General features: G+C 44.7%; 18 protein-coding genes. 12 read left to right on the top strand and 6 right to left on the bottom strand.

All coding sequences use genetic code 11. The annotated features are described in order from the left end of the window. Positions 1–20: 20 nt before the first annotated feature. Together udk and apbC are read right to left on the bottom strand one after the other, a co-directional pair. Positions 21–662: a uridine kinase gene (udk, locus tag PSI22_RS02790; RefSeq protein WP_012987496.1), complete on the bottom strand. Its 642-nt coding sequence runs from the start codon at positions 660–662 to the stop codon at positions 21–23. 381 nt (positions 663–1,043) lie between these two features. Then, the gene (gene apbC, locus PSI22_RS02785; protein WP_273578463.1) at positions 1,044–2,156 is read right to left on the bottom strand and encodes an iron-sulfur cluster carrier protein ApbC; all 1,113 of its coding nucleotides are present in this window, start codon (positions 2,154–2,156) and stop codon (positions 1,044–1,046) included. Between the two features lie 210 nt (positions 2,157–2,366). Between apbC and metG the strand changes: the two genes are divergently transcribed. The 6 genes from metG (at position 2,367) to sanA (ending at position 9,578) form a co-directional block, all read left to right on the top strand. Continuing rightward, positions 2,367–4,394 (top strand): methionine--tRNA ligase, encoded by a 2,028-nt coding sequence (gene metG, locus PSI22_RS02780; RefSeq protein ID WP_273578462.1) that lies wholly within the window; start codon positions 2,367–2,369, stop codon positions 4,392–4,394. A gap of 143 nt (positions 4,395–4,537) precedes the next feature. Next, positions 4,538–4,981 (top strand): CidA/LrgA family protein, encoded by a 444-nt coding sequence (locus tag PSI22_RS02775; RefSeq protein WP_273578461.1) that lies wholly within the window; start codon positions 4,538–4,540, stop codon positions 4,979–4,981. Between the two features lie 2 nt (positions 4,982–4,983). Continuing rightward, positions 4,984–5,679: a CidB/LrgB family autolysis modulator gene (locus tag PSI22_RS02770; protein WP_273578460.1), complete on the top strand. Its 696-nt coding sequence runs from the start codon at positions 4,984–4,986 to the stop codon at positions 5,677–5,679. 184 nt (positions 5,680–5,863) lie between these two features. After that, on the top strand, positions 5,864–6,748 hold the full coding sequence (gene cdd / locus PSI22_RS02765; protein ID WP_273578459.1) for a cytidine deaminase: 885 nt from the start codon (positions 5,864–5,866) through the stop codon (positions 6,746–6,748). Between the two features lie 270 nt (positions 6,749–7,018). Beyond that, the gene (locus PSI22_RS02760; protein WP_273578458.1) at positions 7,019–8,716 is read left to right on the top strand and encodes an NAD-dependent malic enzyme; all 1,698 of its coding nucleotides are present in this window, start codon (positions 7,019–7,021) and stop codon (positions 8,714–8,716) included. Positions 8,717–8,858: 142 nt separating this feature from the next. Beyond that, a complete protein-coding gene (sanA, locus tag PSI22_RS02755; protein WP_273578457.1) occupies positions 8,859–9,578 on the top strand; it encodes an outer membrane permeability protein SanA in 720 nt (239 codons plus the stop codon). 51 nt (positions 9,579–9,629) lie between these two features. Here the strand turns inward: sanA and yeiB are convergent, their stop codons facing one another. The 3 genes from yeiB to PSI22_RS02740 all read right to left on the bottom strand — a co-directional run bounded on the left by yeiB (position 9,630) and on the right by PSI22_RS02740 (position 12,861). Then, positions 9,630–10,781 (bottom strand): DUF418 domain-containing protein YeiB, encoded by a 1,152-nt coding sequence (yeiB, locus tag PSI22_RS02750; protein ID WP_273578456.1) that lies wholly within the window; start codon positions 10,779–10,781, stop codon positions 9,630–9,632. A gap of 15 nt (positions 10,782–10,796) precedes the next feature. Continuing rightward, positions 10,797–11,465: a GTP cyclohydrolase I FolE gene (folE, locus tag PSI22_RS02745; RefSeq protein ID WP_038203921.1), complete on the bottom strand. Its 669-nt coding sequence runs from the start codon at positions 11,463–11,465 to the stop codon at positions 10,797–10,799. A 217-nt stretch (positions 11,466–11,682) separates the two neighbouring features. Then, complete coding sequence (locus PSI22_RS02740) at positions 11,683–12,861, bottom strand: YbfB/YjiJ family MFS transporter (RefSeq protein ID WP_273578455.1); 1,179 nt, start codon at positions 12,859–12,861, stop codon at positions 11,683–11,685. 203 nt (positions 12,862–13,064) lie between these two features. On the opposite strand from PSI22_RS02740, the gene moeA reads away from it, so the two are divergent. From moeA to PSI22_RS02710, 6 genes are all read left to right on the top strand, one after another. Continuing rightward, positions 13,065–14,306, top strand: coding sequence for a molybdopterin molybdotransferase MoeA (gene moeA, locus PSI22_RS02735; RefSeq protein WP_273578454.1), 1,242 nt, complete (start codon positions 13,065–13,067; stop codon positions 14,304–14,306). Between the two features lie 14 nt (positions 14,307–14,320). Next, a complete protein-coding gene (gene moeB, locus PSI22_RS02730) occupies positions 14,321–15,073 on the top strand; it encodes a molybdopterin-synthase adenylyltransferase MoeB (RefSeq protein ID WP_273578453.1) in 753 nt (250 codons plus the stop codon). Positions 15,074–15,372: 299 nt separating this feature from the next. Next, entirely contained in the window at positions 15,373–16,026 is a 654-nt protein-coding gene (locus tag PSI22_RS02725) for a helix-turn-helix domain-containing protein (RefSeq protein WP_230580739.1), read from the top strand. A gap of 9 nt (positions 16,027–16,035) precedes the next feature. Next, entirely contained in the window at positions 16,036–16,518 is a 483-nt protein-coding gene (locus PSI22_RS02720) for a hypothetical protein (RefSeq protein WP_273578452.1), read from the top strand. Beyond that, positions 16,515–17,213 (top strand): VUT family protein, encoded by a 699-nt coding sequence (locus PSI22_RS02715; protein WP_273578451.1) that lies wholly within the window; start codon positions 16,515–16,517, stop codon positions 17,211–17,213. Before PSI22_RS02720 ends, PSI22_RS02715 begins: the two co-directional genes overlap by 4 nt. After that, positions 17,210–17,953 carry a metallophosphoesterase family protein gene (locus tag PSI22_RS02710; protein WP_273578450.1) on the top strand — a complete coding sequence of 248 codons (744 nt, stop codon included), beginning with the start codon at positions 17,210–17,212 and terminating at the stop codon, positions 17,951–17,953. The genes PSI22_RS02715 and PSI22_RS02710 overlap by 4 nt, the downstream gene beginning before the upstream one ends. Before the next feature lie 178 nt (positions 17,954–18,131). On the opposite strand, the gene PSI22_RS02705 is transcribed toward PSI22_RS02710, so the two are convergent. Beyond that, the gene (locus PSI22_RS02705; RefSeq protein WP_038188133.1) at positions 18,132–19,727 is read right to left on the bottom strand and encodes an ABC-F family ATPase; all 1,596 of its coding nucleotides are present in this window, start codon (positions 19,725–19,727) and stop codon (positions 18,132–18,134) included. Positions 19,728–19,874: the final 147 nt, after the last annotated feature.

Raw genomic sequence — 19,874 nt, 5'->3', positions numbered from 1 at the left:
ATGAATGCCTGAATGGCAAATTATTCGTAAAATTGGCCAATCTTGGCTTTCAATATGTCGATAGCCACGCGGTTCTTCCCACCACGGGGAACAATAATATCGGCATATTGTTTTGATGGCTCGATAAATTGCAGGAACATTGGACGAACAGTTTTCTTATACTGTTCGATGACAGAATCCAATGTACGTCCACGCTCATTCACATCACGTTTAATGCGGCGCATCAGGCAGATATCCAATGGTGTATCTACAAAAATAGAGAAATCCATCTCCTGACGCAAACGCTTATCCGTTAATAGTAGGATACCTTCAAGGATGATGACGCGTTTCGGTTCAAAATGGATGGATTCGGTTTTGCGGGTATGAGCAACATAGTCATATTGAGGCAATTCAATGGATTTTCCGGCTTTCAATGCTTGGATATGTTCGAACAGTAAACTGTGATCCATTGAACTTGGATGATCGTAATTAACTTTATAACGTTCTTCCAGAGGGGTGTTTGTTTGGTCTTTATAATAGCAATCTTCTGGAATAACGCCGATATTGTGATCACCAACCTGAGCCCGTAATTCTCTATAAAGCGTACTGGCAATAAGACTTTTGCCTGAGGCAGAGGCACCTGCAATACCTACGATTGTACACTTATGTGCTTCATCAGCCATAATAGAAGTAACCTGGTTAAAAAAAGAAAAAATAAAGTGGGGACATAGCATTCAATAACGCTATGTTTGGCGGATTATAGGGAGTTAATGACTTCTATTCCAGAGTAAACAAGATAAGTCTCGTTTTTTTCTATACGCCCCGCATAAAAATTCCGCGATTTCGCCTTGAAAAATGAAAAAATGGCCCTGTATAAACAGAGCCATTGATCGGCGATGCTGATATAGGCTTCATGAACCGATCACCGGCCAGATAGCGACAATACCAACAAAGTCACACTAAAATACGGATGTAAATGCTTACACTGTATTCGTAGCGAGGGATTACAATGACTGTTGATAATCAACAACGTTCCGTCGCATATTGACACGAAATTGCTTAACTCAAACTGCGCGGAAAGAAATTTCTGTAGGAATTTTCTCTCCCTGCCAATACATCTGAGCAGAAATATTGGCGGCAATGTCACGGTAAATATCTGCAAATTCACTGCCAGGCTGACTGATAACGGTCGGTTCACCGCGATCAAGATCTTCACGCAGTGAGATATGCAACGGAATCTGCCCCAACAGTTGACAATGGTATTTTTCCGCCAGTCTTTCTGCCCCACCCGTACCAAAAATCGGCTCCTGATGGCCACAGTTACTGCATATATGGGTGCTCATGTTCTCAATAATACCCAATACGGGGACATTGACTTTCTGGAACATGACGATGCCTTTCATCGCATCGATCAGAGCAATATCCTGCGGCGTTGTAATAACCAGTGCACCAGTCACCGGAATATTCTGGGACAGTGTTAACTGAATATCCCCTGTTCCCGGCGGCATATCGATGACCAGATAATCCAGATCCGGCCACAGTGTATCCTGTAACATCTGCATCAGAGCCTTGCTTGCCATTGGCCCGCGCCAAACCATTGCATTGTCATCTGTGACAAGATAGCCGATAGAATTCGTCGCCATGCCGTGCACCATAATCGGCGCCATGTGCTGACCGTCAGGTGAGGTTGGGCGTTCTTGAGCTGTGCCAAGCATATTGGGCACGGACGGACCATAAATATCCGCATCCAGAATACCCACCTTTGCCCCTTCCTGCGCCAGCGCCAGCGCCAGATTCACCGCTGTGGTGGATTTCCCCACACCGCCTTTCCCTGAGCTGACCGCCAGAATATTGCGGACACCGTTGACGCCCAACAGATTATTGGCTCGGCGCAGTGTGCAGATATCATGGGTAAGCCGCCAGTCAACAGATTTTGCTCCCGTAGCCGTTTGCAAAGCTTGAGTCGTTTCTTCCTTCAGTTTTGCAAAAGCACGCTTCCAGACGAACGGCATCATTAATTCAATATGCAGTACCCCATCAAGCATGGCGCAATGATGCAATGCTTTCAGGGCTATCAAGTCTTGCTCTAAAGTCGGATGCTTGAACGTTGCCAGTATTTTCACAACGTGTTCTTTCAGCAGGTCAGGATTGGTCTGCTCGGGGGATTGTGAGTTCATCCCGGCTCCTTTTGATTTGTCTTTTTTTAACCGAAAACCGTTCGCCCATCATAGCAGAAGCGGGCGGTTTGGGATAAGACCAAAATTGAAATCGACGCCGAATAGCGCCTTAAATAAAAGTAACGAAGATCTTGCGTTACCCTAGCGACAACGTTCTTGATCAGGTAACATCAAAAGCCCTTTTCAATATTCGGAAGTCAGATCCTAACTATGTCTCAAGTCGCGAACAAATTATTGGTGACCTGTGCGTTGCCTTATGCTAACGGTCCAATTCATCTCGGTCATATTCTAGAACACATTCAGGCTGATATTTGGGTTCGTTATCATCGAATGCGCGGCAAAGAGGTTCACTTTATCTGCGCTGATGATGCCCACGGCACGCCAATTATGCTGAAAGCCCAGCAGAGTGGGATCTCGCCAGAAGAAATGATTGCCAAAGTGAGCCTAGAGCATCAGCAGGATTTTGCCGGCTTTGCCATCAGCTATGATAACTACCACTCTACGCACAGCGAAGAGAATAAAGAGCTTGCCACCAAAATTTATCTGGAACTGAAAAAGAACGGCCACATCAAGAGCCGGAAGATTTCTCAACTGTACGATCCAGAAAAAGGCATGTTCCTGCCAGACCGTTTCGTCAAAGGTGCCTGCCCGAAATGTAAAGCCGAAGATCAGTATGGCGATAACTGTGAAGTCTGCGGAACCACTTACAGCCCAACGGAATTGATTAATCCTCGTTCGGCCGTATCCGGTGCGACACCAGAAATGCGCGATACAGAGCACTTCTTCTTTGATCTGCCTGCTTTCAGCGACATGCTGCAAAAATGGACGCGTTCCGGCAGTTTGCAAGAGCAAGTCGCGAACAAAATGCAGGAATGGTTTGACGCAGGTCTGCAACAGTGGGATATCACCCGTGATGCACCTTATTTCGGTTTCGAAATCCCTGACGAACCGGGCAAATTTTTCTATGTCTGGCTGGACGCGCCAATTGGCTACATGGGGTCGTTCCAAAACCTGTGCAGCAAACGTGATGACCTGAATTTCGACGAATTCTGGTCGAAAGATTCCGAAGCCGATCTCTACCACTTCATCGGTAAAGATATCGTTTATTTCCATAGCCTGTTCTGGCCAGCCATGTTGGAAGGCAGCAACTATCGCAAGCCGACCAACCTGTTCGTCCACGGCTATATCACAGTTAACGGCACGAAGATGTCCAAGTCGCGCGGGACGTTTATCAAGGCTGAAACGTACCTGAAGCACCTTGATGCAGATTGCCTGCGTTATTACTATGCTGCGAAGCTCTCCTCCCGTATTGATGACATCGATCTCAATCTGGAAGATTTCGTTCAGCGCGTTAACAGCGATATCGTGAACAAAGTGGTTAACCTTGCTTCACGTAACGCAGGTTTCATCAATAAACGTTTTGCGGGCAAACTGGCCGATCAACTTGCTGATCCTGCGCTGTACCAGCAATTTGTTGATGCGGCTGAAGGTATTGCGGAAGACTTCACCCACCGTGAATTCAGTAAGGCCATCCGTGAAATCATGGCATTAGCCGATTTGGCAAACCGCTACGTTGACGAACAGGCACCGTGGGTTGTTGCCAAGCAAGAAGGTCGGGATGCCGATCTGCAAGCCATCTGCTCAATGGGTATCAACCTGTTCCGCGTTCTGATGACTTACCTGAAGCCCGTTCTTCCAAGCCTGACTGACCGTACAGAAGCGTTCTTGAATACCGAACTGACTTGGGATGGCATCCGGCAACCATTGCTTAACCATGAAGTTTCACCATTTAAAGCACTGTTTAACCGTATCGAGATGGCAAAAGTTGACGCTATGGTGGCTGACTCCAAAGAAAGCATCAAGCCACAAAAAACCCTGACAGGCCCACTGGCCGATGATCCCATTCAGGACACCATCGCATTTGATGATTTTGCCAAGGTTGACCTGCGTATCGCACTGATCAAGCAAGCTGATTTTGTCGAAAGTTCAGATAAGCTGCTGAAACTGACCCTTGATCTTGGTGGTGAAACGCGTCAAGTCTTCTCCGGTATCCGTTCAGCCTATCCAGATCCAAAAGCGCTGGAGAACCGTCTGACAGTGATGGTAGCCAACCTCGCACCACGTAAGATGCGTTTTGGCATTTCTGAAGGCATGGTAATGGCGGCTGGCCCTGGTGGAAAAGAGATTTTCCTGTTAAGTCCAGACAGCGGTGCACAGCCGGGAATGCAGGTTAAATAACCATCAGATGCCTTGTGAAATTAAGGTATAATGATAAACAACAAAGCGGGCTCAAAAAAGAGTCCGCTTTTTAATGTGACGTATGGCACATTTACAGAGTTAGTCGTATGATAAAACCCTCGTTATATTGAGGAATTATGTTTATGTCTTTCCGAAACATGCTGGTGATAGGCTGGCAATACCTGCGTGCATTCGTGCTGCTCTATTTGTGCCTCATCGCGGGGAATATCATTTCAGCACTACTTCCCTTCTCTCTCCCCGGTAGCATTATTGGCTTACTTCTTCTGTTTTGTTTACTTGCATTCCAGCTTATTCCTGCATATTGGGTGAAACCGGGCTGTAGCCTGTTGATGAAAAACATGACATTGCTGTTTTTGCCCATCGGGGTGGGTGTTATGGATTATTACCCGCAACTTAGCCAGCAAATGTTCCCGATTGTTCTCTCCTGTATCGTCAGTACAATTATTGTCATGATTGTCGTTGCTTACAGTTCCCATTATGTCCATCGCGAACGCATCATTATCGGCGCTCAACGAAAAGAACCCGATCTCAGCTCCCCGCCATCACAACAATCGGACAAAAGATAAAAATGTTAAGCCATATCTGGTGGTCACTACCATTAACACTGCTCGTATTTTATTGCGCCAAAAAATTATCACGGCAACTCAAACTTCCCATCTTTAATCCATTGTTGCTATCGATGGCCGTTATCATTCCTTTGTTACTGATGACTCACACCCCCTATGAGCACTATTTTTCCGGTAGCAGGATCTTAAACGACTTACTGCAACCCGCCGTTGTCGCATTGGCCTTCCCTCTTTATGAGCAGCTCCATCAAATCCGTGCTCAATGGAAATCCATTATTAGCATCTGTTTTATCGGTAGTATTGTCGCGATGGTGACAGGTACAGCTATCGCGTTATGGGCGGGAGCCAGCCCTGAGATCGCTGCCTCTGTGCTGCCCAAATCCGTCACAACACCAATTGCCATGGCCGTTGCGGATTCCGTTGGCGGAATTCCTGCTATCAGTGCAGCTTGCGTAATTACTGTCGGTATTTTGGGCGCGATCTTTGGTCATAACCTGTTCAATCTTCTAGAAATAAAAACGTCGGCTTCAAGAGGATTGGCCATGGGAACGGCATCCCACGCTGTGGGTACGGCACGCTGCGCCGAACTCGATCATATTGAAGGTGCATACAGTTCTTTGGCGCTGATGACCTGCGGCATTATCACCTCATTAATGGCACCTTTTTTATTTCCTGTACTGCTTCATCTATTTGGCTAGTGTCTGGCTAGTTAGCAACTCGTGATCAAACGGTGAAAAAATTCATAAAAATAGTAAAAATTTGATATAAGTTACTAAAATAATGTATCTATTACGCTCATTTCACTGAATATATGGTGTTTATCACATTACAAACCTGAGCAGACATCCTAGAATGACCTCCAATTAATTTGGAGATCATTCTATGCAAGCTCGTTTTCACGCTATTTGGTCAGAAATTACCCCTAAACTGCAAGAAGCCCTGTTACCCTATATCGGCAATGACGATTTTCCAGCGATGCTGACCGCAAAGCAGGTTGAGTCAATCAGGCAAATCTGCGGTTTTGATGATCATGCGCTGGCACTTGCTCTATTACCACTTGCAGCGGCCTGTGCCATTACACCTATCTCGCATTTTTACGTCGGGGCAATCGCACGGGGAGAAAGTGGCAACCTCTATTTTGGTGCCAATATGGAATTTGCTGGAGTCCCCTTGCAGCAAACCGTTCATGCCGAGCAATCAGCCATCACCCATGCTTGGCTGCGCGGTGAAAAAAAGCTGGTTTCTATCACCGTCAATTATTCGCCTTGTGGACATTGCCGCCAGTTCATGAATGAATTAAACAGTGGAACACAATTGGAAGTCTGTTTGCCCAACCGCCCACGATTGACACTGGCTGACTACCTGCCGGAAGCCTTCGGCCCACACGATTTGCTGGACGCACCATTACTGCTGGATACCGTCAATCACGGCTACCAATTGGATACCTGCGACGAATTAGTGCTGGCAGCACTAGATGCGGCGAACCAAAGCCATGCTCCTTACAGCCAATCCCATGCTGGTATCGCGCTGCTGGATGAACAAGATCAGGTTTATACCGGCCGCTATGCGGAAAATGCCGCATTTAACCCAAGCCTACCACCTTTACAGGCAGCCCTGATCTTAATGAATATGTCTGGTGGCAATTGTCAGTCCATCAAACGGGCAATATTAGTGGAAGGAAAAAATAGCCATCTATCCCAATCAAACGCAACCGAATCCACATTAACTTCCCTCGGTTGCACCAAAATAGAATGCCATAGATTTTGACTGCCCATCTCAAAAAAACGACAATTCAGCAAAAAATTCGGGCAAACATGAAATAAAGATAACTTAACAAAATGGCAAAATTCCCCTCTGGATCGCTCGGAGGGGGTAAAATCGAAAAAACTCATAACATTTAATTAGCTAATTCTGTAAGTTATCTCTCATTTTTGCTCATGACAAACATAATTAAGTAACATTTACTGTACTTATTTTTTTTATCTTCTTAGGATCTATAGCTGATTTTGTTATTGATTAGTCCAAAGAGTAAGTATCATGGAACTGGAACACGAAAGTAAACGTCCTCTTTATATTCCCTACGCTGGCCCTATCTTGTTGGAATTTCCTCTTCTGAATAAAGGCAGTGCCTTTACTGAAGAAGAACGCAGCAATTTCAACTTACATGGTTTATTACCTCAGATAGTTGAAACGATAGAAGAACAAGCCGAGCGTGCCTACCGTCAATTTTGCGATTTTAAAAGTGACGGTGACAAACACATTTATTTAAGAAATATTCAGGACACCAACGAAACCCTGTTCTATCGGCTTCTTGATGCCCATCTCAGCGAAATGATGCCTATCATCTATACCCCTACGGTGGGTGAAGCATGTGAACACTTCTCTGATATTTATCGCCGCGCCCGTGGGCTGTTTATTTCCTATCCAAACAAAGCGTCTATCGATGACATGCTGCAAAATGCCACCAAGCAGAATGTAAAAGTCATCGTTGTTACCGATGGTGAACGTATCCTTGGTCTGGGAGATCAGGGCATTGGCGGCATGGGTATACCTATCGGTAAACTTTCGCTGTATACCTCTTGTGGTGGGATCAGCCCGGCTTACACCCTGCCAGTTGTACTGGATGTTGGTACAAACAACCCGCAGCGCCTGAATGACCCACTGTATATGGGCTGGCGTCACCCACGCATTACGGGCAAAGAATATGATGAATTTGTCGATGAATTTATCCAGGCTGTGAAACGCCGCTGGCCAAACGTGCTGCTGCAATTTGAAGATTTTGCCCAAACCAACGCCATGCCGCTGTTGACACGCTATCGTCATGATCTTTGCTGTTTCAATGATGATATTCAAGGCACGGCAGCCGTTGCCCTCGGCAGCCTGATTGCCGCCAGCCGCGCCGCTGGCCGCCAGTTGAAAGATCAAACCGTGACCTTCCTCGGAGCAGGTTCTGCCGGTTGTGGTATTGCCGAACAGATCGTCGCTCAGATGAAATCTGAAGGATTGAGCGATGAACAGGCCCGCGCCCGCGTGTTCATGGTTGATCGCTTTGGGCTGCTGACTGATAAACAGCCAAACCTACTGGACTTCCAGAGTGTACTGGTACAGAAAAGCAGCGTCCTGCAATCATGGGATGTCAGCAATGACAGCCTTTCACTGATGGATGTGGTTCGCAATGCCAAACCTACCGTTTTGATTGGTGTTTCCGGCCAATCGGGTCTGTTCACGGAAGAGATTATCCGTGAAATGCACAAACATTGTGAGCGTCCAATCGTCATGCCACTGTCCAACCCGACATCACGTGTGGAAGCGCGCCCTGAAGACATCATTAACTGGACGGATGGCAAAGCGCTGGTCGCGACTGGCAGCCCATTTGCCCCTGTGAAATATGATGGGCAAGAATACCCAATCGCACAGTGCAACAACTCCTATATCTTCCCGGGCATCGGTTTGGGCGTCATTGCTTCCGGTGCCAGACGTGTTACGGATGATATGTTAATGGTAGCCAGCCGCGCATTGGCGGATTGTTCACCGTTGGCACAGACGGGTTCAGGTCCATTACTGCCACCGATTGATGATATTCAAGACGTTTCCCGCAAAATAGCTAAAGAAGTGGCGAAAAAAGCCCAGATTCAAGGCATGGCTACCGTCACGTCAGAAGATGCGCTGGAACAAGCCATTGAGCGTAATTTCTGGAAACCAGAGTATCGCATCTATAAACGCACTTCATTCTGATCTAAGACCTGTCAAGATCAGCTATAAGCCTGCCAGCACCGTTGGCAGGCTTTTATTACAGCACGAAAGCTTGCTTCAATATTTCAAGTAAAGTAGCCTTTAAAACATTGAATCATGAGTACGTACAAGGCAAAGAAAAATAATGTGGAAACGCCTGATTACCGGGTTGGTTTTCATCATGGCTGTCCTAATACTAACAGTCATTATGCTTGACCGCTGGATTAGCTGGAAAACCGCCCCCTATATTTATGATGACCTCAGACAACTTCCTGAACGAGAAGTCGGCATGGTACTCGGCACGTCCAAATATTACAAATCCGGCGCCTATAACCAGTACTATTTCTACCGTATTCAAGGGGCTGCTAACGCCTACAACAGCGGAAAGGTGAATTACCTGTTACTGAGCGGAGATAACGCCCAGCTCAGTTATAACGAACCCATTACAATGCAGAAAGATTTTATCAAAGCGGGAATTCCGGCTTCCAAAGTTATCATGGATTTTGCTGGTTTCAGAACATTGGATTCCATTGTCAGAACTCGTAAGGTCTTTAATGCCAACAACTTTACTATCATTACTCAGCGTTTCCACTGTGAACGCGCCCTGTTTATTGCCATGCATATGGGCATAGACGCACAATGTTATGCCGTCTCTTCCCCCAAAAATATGATGATCATACGTTTCAGGGAAGTATTTGCACGCCTCGGAGCCTTGGCTGACCTCTATATTTTGAAACGCGAACCTCGCTTTTTAGGCCCGTTAACACCGATTCCCAGCGAAACTGTTATCCCGACAGGTATTGAAGGCTATCCTGCCGTATCGCCAGAAGAGTTACAGGAATCGGGGAAAAAGCACCGCAGTTAATGCAAGTCGCAATAGAATAAGAGCCTATTGGATAGGCTCTAACCTTTTCACTTAAACCCTGCCAGACAGTTTCCCTGTTAAACCCCGCCAGAGCTTTTCAATCGGCCCTTGCTGATAACGTTTTAACCACCAGCAAGCAAACCAGATATTGAAAGCCCAAATAAACGGGATAAACACCAGCAATTCCAAACGGGTAAACCGATCAAACAATCCCCAACGATAAAAAATCGTGGTACAAATCAAAGTTTGCAGCAAGTAACTGGTCAATGCCATTCTACCAACTTGCCGTAACCAGAAATTCACTCGCCAATGGGAAATAACTGGCCAAAAACCATAAATCAACGCGATATAGGCCAATGCCAGCAAAGGCGTCGCCAGCTCGGAGATAGTATGACGAATAGTCCATGAGGCAAAATAGCTGAAGGGATATAAACACTGTATTGACAGAGCAATAACCTGAATAACCATACCCGACGGAAGTAGCCATAATGCCACTCTGCGGTAATGACTGAGACTAAACTCCCCTTTCAGCCAGCCATTGCGCAGCAGCATTGCCCCACAGAGCATCGTTCCAACCATTTGCCAGCCATATTGCACGATAACCACTATCATCATGCCACTTACCTGACGAAAACGATGCTCGATAGCCAATAACCCACCCTGGGTTTTCCAATGACTTTCATGAAAAATATCCTGCGGTGTTGGCTGCCAGAAGGCACTATTTTCTCCCACTGGAAACAACCCCAGAAGATAAAACATCATCAAACCAAACAGATAAAAAGTAATTCCTTTACCAAACAATCTATGGCGAGTATGGATAAAGTGCCATGCCAAAAGACCGGCAACGCCATATAACAGTAAGATATCACCATCCCACAGCAAGATACCGTGCAACAAGCCAATAACAGCCAGAATAATCAGTCTGGGAATATTCCATTCACGCCCCCGCTGCCACAGTAATTCAAGTGAAGCACCAAATAACAGGGTTAAAATGAATAAAAATTTTCCCTGAGTAAAAAGACTCAGGACAGACCATGTCATCACATCAGAAAATGAGATCGAATCTTTATAAAAAAGATTCATAGAAGCGGCATATGGCAAGGCAAAACTGAAAATATTCAAAATTAATATTCCCAGAATAGCGAAACCACGCACACTATCAAGTGCCTCAATCCGCTGACCCATTACTTCACTATTTTCCATGACAATAAAAGTTCATCATGATAAGTGCAGGTGACGCACGGCACGCAGAAATTCCTGTCGTGTATTCTGACTAGATTTAAACAAACCGCCGAGAGAAGTTGTCGTCGTCGTGCTGGTCGCATCGCGGATGCCACGGGCTTTCACGCAGTAATGAACAGCATCAATGGAAATGGCAACGTTATTTGTGCCGAGCAGCGTTTGCAGTGCAATCAGGATTTGCTGTGTCAGCCGCTCCTGTACCTGTGGACGCTGCGCAAAAAACTGCACGATCCGATTAATTTTTGACAAGCCAATCACCTTATCCTTAGGGATATAAGCAACCGTGGCTTTGCCATCGATAGTGACAAAATGGTGTTCACAGGTGCTGGTCAGCGTGATATCCCGCACCGTCACCATCTCATCCACTTTCATTTTATTTTCTATCAAGGTGATTTTCGGAAAGTTGTTGTAATCCAACCCTGAAAATATTTCATCGACATACATTTTTGCAATACGACTCGGCGTATCCGCCAGGCTGTCATCACTCAAGTCGAGATTTAACAGTTTCATAATTTCTGTCATGTGTTCCTGAATCAGTACCTTACGCACTTCTGGTTCCAGAGTTTGTTCACGCAATGGGGTTTCAAGGCCACGGGAGACCAGTGCTGAGTGCACCAGCGCAGCTTCTGTACTTAGGGATGACATCAGTTTCTCCAAGAATAATACTTTCCGTTACTTGACGGGGAATCGAGACGCATATTTTACGCAGATATCTGTGAATCTAACACCTTACATACAATACGGGTTCATACAATACGGATTCACAAAACACCTGCTGACATGGTATCCACTCGCGTGGTATGTGTTTACATTGTATCTGTGTACAACTCTATCTGCACGTTATCAATGCGCCACATTTGGATTACTCACTGTGGATCTGATTGCGCCTGAATACCAGTAATCCCGCAACGACCAGGCCAATAAATGCGATATACAAAGCAGGCTCCAGTTTGCCCGTCAACCACGTCGAAATAGCTGACAACATGGGCCCGACTAATTGCCCCAGCGCATAACCCGTGGTCAGCAGCCCCGCCATATAACGAGCCTGATTCGGCGCTAATTCACGCCCATACAACAAAGCCAGTTGCACGACACACATAAACCCACCACCCACCAGCAATGCCCCGATCACAAGGCCTCCAATGCCCGGCAGCACTTCTGCAATCAATATACCAATCGCCTGAAGCCACAAGGTAATCGCCAAGCGGATTTGAGCAATCGATACATGGCTCAACAAAATTCCCAGTACAATGCCGAGTACAGAAGCGCCACCAAATATCGGCCAGACGAATTGTGCAAACAGGCTGTCAGGAAAACGCTCTGTTGCCATTTGAGAAAGGAATGTGGCGGGCAGGATATAACCAAATCCAGCCAGGCTGTAGCTCCATATCAACCGTTTGATTTCCGGCGTTAGAATAAGTTTTTGGATTTTAGTCTGTGGTCGGTGCAGTTCACCACGACGCGGTAGATAATGGCTGACATAGATACTGCATAACAACGCCAACATGCCATAAATTACCCAAGCCTTGGCCGCGCCCATCTCCCAAGACTGGACACCAACAGCCAGCACACCACTGATCAAAATTCCCATTCCGGTTCCGGCAAAGACAGCGGCACTCAATCCCGGGCGATTCAGTTTTGCCAGTTCATCATTTGCCCAGGCAGCGACCAATACCAACGTCCAACCACTCGCCCAACCAATAAAGAAACGCGCAATACTATGCAATATTGGCCCATCCAGCAGTGCCGAAAGCAAAGTGATAATCACCGCCCCCCACAGCCCGCTCCACAGGCGGTACTCCACGAATCGCTGTGCTCGCATCGCATCATAAGAGCCCGCCAGATAACCCAGGTAATTAAATGCAGCAACAATTCCCGCTCCCGTCAGTGTAAATTGGGATTCAGCAATCATCAGCGGAACTTGTGGAGTAAAAGTGAAGCGCCCTATTCCCATTGCAACAACTAAAGCAAGAAAACCACTCAATGCAATTTGGAAAGCTTGATAATGACGACGGTCAGAAGTGATGATTTGATTTCTCATAGTGATTAAAAAATAATGGGATTAATTGTTTTAATTGACATTATTCAGTTATAACAAATCATAAATATAATACACATCTTTTCTTAACATTTCGTTCTTTCTCTGATGTGACAACAATTCCCCATCAAAGCGATCTTTGCCATAATGCGGCCAGCACAGGAATAAACGTTTATCCGCCATCGGCGGCATATTGGGAGCTCTCTATGGATCATTGTGATACCTCAGGCTTAATCTCGCTCGAACAAGCGCTGGAAAATCTATTGGCACAAGCCGTTGCCCTGACTCAAACAGAGGCTATCAGCCTGACGCAGTCCGCTGGCCGGATCACCGCTACAGATATTATTTCGCCAATCAACGTTCCCGCTTTCGATAACTCAGCAATGGATGGTTATGCTGTTCGTCTTGCCGATCTAAACGGAAATCAGGCTTTGCCAATAGCAGGCAAGGCATTCGCTGGTGCGCCGTTTCAGGGAGAATGGCCTGCCGGCAGTTGCATTCGTATCATGACTGGCGCTCCCATTCCCGCGGGTGCCGATGCGGTGATAATGCAGGAACAGGCTGAAGTTACGGAAGCCGGTATTCGATTCTCCTATCCCGCTCAACAAGGGCAGAATATCCGTACCATTGGAGAAGATATCGCTCAGAATGCGGTCGTATTGGCAAAAGGAACCAAACTATCCACAGCACAGTTGCCGATGATCGCCTCTCTGGGCATCGCAAAGGTTGAGGTTATTCGCAGATTGAAGGTTGCCATTTTTTCTACAGGTGACGAATTACAGGCGATTGGTGAACCATTACAGGCAGGTCAAATTTACGACACTAACCGTTTTGCTGTGCGCCTGATGCTGGAAAAACTCGACTGTGAGGTAATCGATCTCGGAGTGATCTCCGATGATCCTGACGCATTGCGCGATGCCTTTGCCGAAGCCGATAAACAGGCGGATTTAGTGATTAGCAGTGGCGGTGTTTCTGTCGGTGAAGCCGATTACACCAAACAGATTCTGGAAGAAGTTGGCAAAATCAATTTCTGGAAACTGGCGATTAAGCCCGGCAAACCTTTTGCGTTTGGCAAATTGAAAAACGCGTGGTTCTGTGGTTTACCGGGAAATCCTGTCTCAGCCGTGCTGACTTTTTATCAACTGGTACAACCGCTGATTGCCCGTCTGTCAGGTTTTACAGCATGGCAACCGCCAATGCGCCTCAATGCTAAGGCCATCACACCACTGAAAAAGTCCCCAGGCAGGTTGGATTTCCAACGCGGCACCGCATCCATTAATGAACATGGCGAATTAGAAGTACAAACCACCGGGCATCAGGGTTCCCACATTTTCAGCTCATATAGCCTCGGTAATTGCTTTATTGTGCTGGAACGAGAGCGTGGACACATTACGACTGGCGAAACAGTGCAAATCGAATTTTTCAACCACTTACTGAAAAACCAATAACTAACGGGAAAATAATGGCTATCGAGCTCACCGATGAAGAAATCCTGCGCTACAATCGGCAGATTGTCCTGCGTGGTTTCGATTTTGACGGACAGGAAAAATTAAAATCAGCCAAAGTGTTGATTGTCGGTGTGGGCGGTCTCGGCTGTGCCGCCTCCCAGTATCTTACTTCGGCTGGCGTTGGGACAATCACCCTGCTGGATTTTGATACCGTATCCCTCTCCAACCTGCAACGACAAATCCTTCATCGCGATGAGCGCATCGGAATGCCCAAAGTGCATTCAGCCGCCCAGACACTGCGGGAAATAAACCCGCACGTCACCCTACATCCCATTGAAGGATTATTGGATGATCCATCACTGGATGAATTGATTAGCCGACATGATCTTATTCTGGATTGTACGGATAACGTTGCCATTCGCGAACAACTCAACCGCCTGTGTTACGGGCGTAAAGTTCCCTTAGTTTCCGGTGCTGCTATTCGCATGGAAGGGCAACTGGCCGTGTTTACTTATCAACCGGATGAACCCTGTTATCGCTGCCTGAGCCGATTATTTGGTGAAAACAGCCTGACCTGTGTTGAAGCGGGCGTGATGGCGCCACTGGTGGGAATTATCGGCTCCCTGCAAGCAATGGAAGCGATTAAATTACTGACTCAATACGGGAAAGTCGGCCGTGGCAAAGTGTTATTGTTCGATGCCATAACCCTGCAATTTCGTGAGATCAGGCTGTCTAAAGATCCTCAGTGTGAGGTTTGCCAGAGCTAATTTTAACAACAAACCCTATTCTATACTCACTGCCTCTCCTACCTGAAAAAACGCCGATTAAGGAGAATAAAAATATTGATGATGATTTAATAACGTTGTCTGATGAAGAGCAAATTTCTTTACCCGTCTACTCATGTGATGACCACATACAGACATTACTCCCTTCTTTTATATTCCTTCCTTAGAATCGTATTCAAGCTATGGTGAGATTTCCCTGGTCTTGTATTATAAAATCTTAATAGATAACATAGTATTATAAATCACCATCAATGATAATATAATATCAACGAGATTATATAATGCAAGAACTGAATGGTAAAAAATCAACTGAAGCTGATGCCTTGTTATCCAACATCGCTAAAAATATTGATTTTTTGATGAAAAAGAACAACATAGACTCACAGACTCTGAGCAGATTAACAGGTCTCGGAATTGCGACTATCAACAGCCTCAGACGTGGAGTTGGAAACCCCACTATTGCTACTGTTTCATCAATTGCAGATGTATTTGGTGTCAATGTAGGTGAAATTACCGACGGGAAATTATCTGAATCAAATGGAAATGAAGAAATTATCTCATCAGTACCTCTGGTTAGGTATGATGAATTGGATGGTTACGTATCTGGCAAAATAATCACCAAAAATTTATATAAGCTCAGTATTCAGGATAATCATGAAGACTCTCTTTTTGCCGTAGAATTTGGAAATAACCTTTTATTTCCCTATTTTGACAGCAACACCATCGCAATAGTTTCTAAAACCGAGGCAGTTTGTGACAGCGATGTCGTTCTCGTAAAAATTAAAGATGCTCCCATTTGTTTTAGACAAGTTTTTGTCGGCGAAAGTGGAATTTACTTTTCAATATTAGGCATTGAGAACGAACGAAAAACGGTTTTAACGCAGAATTATACAATAATTGGAGTTGTGATTAGGTCGATTAGAAACTTAAAATAGGATTTAATTGTGGGTAAAATAATAAGTTTTCTCAAAAAAATATTCGAAACTCGTTATATATACAGTTTACAAAAATTCGAGCCCATAAAGGAAAACGGATTTTATATCTTGAAAGAGCTAGGCACCCATACATGCATAAAAGCAAAAGCAGAAGATATTTTTGACAGCGATTTATTATACAATATCAATCCTGAAGATATCATATTTATAGCAAGGTTCGAAGAATATGATATGAGAGAAAAACAAAAATTCAAAATCATAGAGGAGAGGAGAGATCTTTCATTCATCATACAGAATGCGTATTCTCGCAGACAAATTCATGGAAAAGAACTGCTTATAGAACAGAATATAGTAGAAAAAATAGATCCAACGAGCCTTGTGAGAATAGCCTATATGTCAGGATTAAAAGATGGAAGGAAAATTTCTGACGAGATCTCAAAAGCTGAAAAAATAAAACCCTCTAAATCTCCAAATTTAAAGGTAATAAAATGACTCAGAATTACCCCACTCATTCAAAGTTTAAGTATGATTCGTTGTTTATTTCTCTATCTGTAACAATAATGATAACTTGTGATGTTCTTGTATATAAAACACTAGACTTTTATGATTTTAAAATTACATTTAGTGGAATTTTGTTCTCGTTCTACTTTCTTATATCCACGATTCAGACGGAGGTTTATGGATACAGACAAGGCGTAAAAACAGTCTGGATCATGGTGTTATACCAATCAATCTTTGTCATGGTTATCTTTGTAGCGTCACATATGCAACCCGAAAACAATCAAATATCAATGAACTTTAAGTCATTATTCGGAGAATTTTGGCGTGTTATGGTAGGAACATGGACTTCTGTACCCATTTCTTACTTTATTAACGGGTTTGTTATATCCAGCCTGAAAAAAGTCTTTCTTGGCAGGTTCTTTTTCATCAGGTATCTCATTGCCTCAATGACGACTCAGGCAGCTCTTCTGTTATCAGCTTATCCTATAAGCCTCTCTTCAAAATATAATTTCAATGAATTAATAACAATAATCACAACAACATGGTCTTACAAAGTCGTAATGTCCATTATTCTTCTGCCTATAGGGATCATCTTAGCGGATAAGGTAAAAAAATTAGAGTCGGCTGATGTATATGATTGGGGCATATCATACAATCCATTTTTCCTCAGAGGTAATAAAAAATGAAAGTCGTTAATTTGACAGACATACACCTGACCAGAAACAGAGATAAAAAACTATTTGATGTAAATCCTTATGATAACTTTGATTTTGTTTGTGAGGAAATACGAAGAATACAGAATCTTACTGGAATAGAGTTAATTATCGTATCCGGTGATATTGCAAATGACGGTGATATTGACGCCTACAGATATTTTTTAAATAGAATGGAGTCACTAAAAACACCTTATATTTCTATACTTGGCAATCATGATATCAATAAAAATTTTGAAATAACACTGGCGGAAGAAAAACCAAAATACATTATTACCTCCCGTGAATATAATAATGATAATTGGTATATGACTTCCGTCAATACTGTCGTTGAAGGAGAAGATTATGGTTTTATAACTCAAGATAACCTTGCTGAATTAGAAAGAAAAATTATTAAAAACAGCAATTTTAATATCGCCATATTTATGCATCATCATGCTATGCCGGTTGGTACGCCAATTGTAGATAGCTGCATGCTGAACAATGCCAAAGCAGTACTGGAACTTTGTGAGAAACATAAGGTTAAATTTATTGGTAGCGGTCATGCGCACACACCACGCGTTTGGCATCATCATAATATGACAGCATGTGTTTCTCCTGCTGTTTCATTTCAATGGTTATCCGGCACCGATACAGTGAAAATATCAAAAGGCTTTGGCTTTAATGTTATAGATTTTGCGCCAGATTTATCTATAACGTCATGTATTTATTAATCGTCAATAATGGCAAATAAAAAAGCGCTTCATATGAGGCGCTTACTTATTGGTTGATACCTGATAGGGTACTTTATCGGGGAATTACATCCTTGTATTCACTTCAGCCATTCCGCCCTCAATCCTCAAACTGAAAAATAATATTCTCTTTTAAGATCATGCGGGCAGAAAAAAGGCTTTACTCAGCAATTCCCTGACCTCTCAGGTACTCATCATAAGTACCTCTGAAATCAACCACTTTGTCGGATTTAATTTCTAAAATACGGCTTGCCAGTGAACTAACAAATGCACGGTCATGGGAAACGAAAATCAACGTACCTTGGTAGAGTTCCAGCGCAAGGTTAAGGGATTCGATGGATTCCATATCCAGATGGTTGGTTGGCTCATCCATAATCAGAATATTCGGTTTGTGCATCATCAGCTTACCGAACAACATCCGTCCTTGTTCACCACCGGACAGTACCTTGACCTTCTTCTTGATGTCATCCTGGCCAAACAACAAGCGTCCCAGCGCACCACGCACGGCCTGCTCATCGTCTCCTTCGCGTTTCCACTGACTCATCCATTCAAATACCGTCAGATCGCAGTCAAAATCGCTAGCGTGATCCTGCGCATAATAGCCAATCGTATTATTTTCAGACCATTTGATCGTACCGCTGTTCGGCTCTGCTTCACCTACCAGCGTTTTCAGCAGCGTAGTTTTACCGATGCCGTTTTCACCAATAACCGCCATTTTTTCGCCAACTTCCATCAGCAGGTTCAGGTTCTTAAACAGTGGTTCGTTATCATAGCCCTTGGTTACACCTTCCAACTCTAGCGCATTACGGAACAGTTTTTTCTCCTGCTCAAAGCGGATATATGGGTTTTGACGGCTGGAAGCTTTCACTTCTTCTAACTGGATTTTGTCAATCTGGCGAGCACGGGACGTTGCCTGCTTAGACTTAGACGCATTGGCACTGAAACGACTAACAAATGACTGTAAATCGGCAATCTGTGCCTTTTTCTTGGCGTTGTCTGCCAACTGACGTTCACGAGCCTGCGTCGCCGCAGTCATGTATTCATCATAGTTCCCCGGGAACAGACGCAATGCGCCATAATCCAGATCTGCCATGTGGGTACAGACCATATTCAGGAAATGGCGGTCATGGGAAATAATAATCATGGTGCTGTTGCGTTCGTTGAGCACTTGTTCCAGCCAGCGGATAGTATTGATATCCAAGTTGTTGGTTGGCTCATCGAGCAGCAGAACATCAGGATTAGAAAACAGTGCCTGTGCCAGCAAGACACGCAATTTCCAACCCGGTGCCACCGCGTTCATCAAACCATAATGCTGATCCACAGGGATACCGACACCGAGCAGCAATTCTCCCGCACGTGCCTCTGCACTATAGCCATCCATTTCACCGTAGGCGACCTCCAGATCAGCCACACGATAGCCATCTTCTTCGCTCATTTCTGCCAAGGCATAAATGCGGTCACGTTCCTGTTTCACTTCCCACAGTTCCGCGTGCCCCATGATGACCGTATCCAGCACCGTGTAGGTTTCGAAAGCGAACTGATCCTGACGCAGCTTACCCAACCGCTCATTGGGATCAAGACTGACATTACCGGCGGTTGGCGTTAAATCTCCACCCAGGATTTTCATAAAAGTAGACTTACCCGCCCCATTCGCGCCAATCAGACCATAACGATTGCCGTTGCCGAATTTGGCAGAAATGTTTTCAAATAGTGGCTTACTGCCAAACTGCATGGTGATGTTGTTTGTACTTAACACAACTTTTGCTCTTAAAGTGGATAAAAGGGAATTTGGAAAAAATCGATAGTCGCGCATTATGCCACAACAAGAAAAAAGTATCGCCAGAATACCTCGACCTCTATCTCAAAAACCAAAACACAAACCCCGTTCACATAAAAAAGATAA

Origin of the sequence: Xenorhabdus aichiensis (assembly GCF_028598775.1) — a bacterium.
Lineage (GTDB): Bacteria > Pseudomonadota > Gammaproteobacteria > Enterobacterales > Enterobacteriaceae > Xenorhabdus > Xenorhabdus bovienii.
This window is presented reverse-complemented; position numbering and strand designations above follow the sequence as displayed.

Coding starts and splice junctions, on each gene's coding strand:
- udk (WP_012987496.1), bottom strand. CDS start 662: ATGGCTGATGAAGCACATAAGTGTACAATCGTAGGTATTGCAGGTGCC.
- apbC (WP_273578463.1), bottom strand. CDS start 2,156: ATGAACTCACAATCCCCCGAGCAGACCAATCCTGACCTGCTGAAAGAA.
- metG (WP_273578462.1), top strand. CDS start 2,367: ATGTCTCAAGTCGCGAACAAATTATTGGTGACCTGTGCGTTGCCTTAT.
- PSI22_RS02775 (WP_273578461.1), top strand. CDS start 4,538: ATGTCTTTCCGAAACATGCTGGTGATAGGCTGGCAATACCTGCGTGCA.
- PSI22_RS02770 (WP_273578460.1), top strand. CDS start 4,984: ATGTTAAGCCATATCTGGTGGTCACTACCATTAACACTGCTCGTATTT.
- cdd (WP_273578459.1), top strand. CDS start 5,864: ATGCAAGCTCGTTTTCACGCTATTTGGTCAGAAATTACCCCTAAACTG.
- PSI22_RS02760 (WP_273578458.1), top strand. CDS start 7,019: ATGGAACTGGAACACGAAAGTAAACGTCCTCTTTATATTCCCTACGCT.
- sanA (WP_273578457.1), top strand. CDS start 8,859: ATGTGGAAACGCCTGATTACCGGGTTGGTTTTCATCATGGCTGTCCTA.
- yeiB (WP_273578456.1), bottom strand. CDS start 10,781: ATGGAAAATAGTGAAGTAATGGGTCAGCGGATTGAGGCACTTGATAGT.
- folE (WP_038203921.1), bottom strand. CDS start 11,465: ATGTCATCCCTAAGTACAGAAGCTGCGCTGGTGCACTCAGCACTGGTC.
- PSI22_RS02740 (WP_273578455.1), bottom strand. CDS start 12,861: ATGAGAAATCAAATCATCACTTCTGACCGTCGTCATTATCAAGCTTTC.
- moeA (WP_273578454.1), top strand. CDS start 13,065: ATGGATCATTGTGATACCTCAGGCTTAATCTCGCTCGAACAAGCGCTG.
- moeB (WP_273578453.1), top strand. CDS start 14,321: ATGGCTATCGAGCTCACCGATGAAGAAATCCTGCGCTACAATCGGCAG.
- PSI22_RS02725 (WP_230580739.1), top strand. CDS start 15,373: ATGCAAGAACTGAATGGTAAAAAATCAACTGAAGCTGATGCCTTGTTA.
- PSI22_RS02715 (WP_273578451.1), top strand. CDS start 16,515: ATGACTCAGAATTACCCCACTCATTCAAAGTTTAAGTATGATTCGTTG.
- PSI22_RS02710 (WP_273578450.1), top strand. CDS start 17,210: ATGAAAGTCGTTAATTTGACAGACATACACCTGACCAGAAACAGAGAT.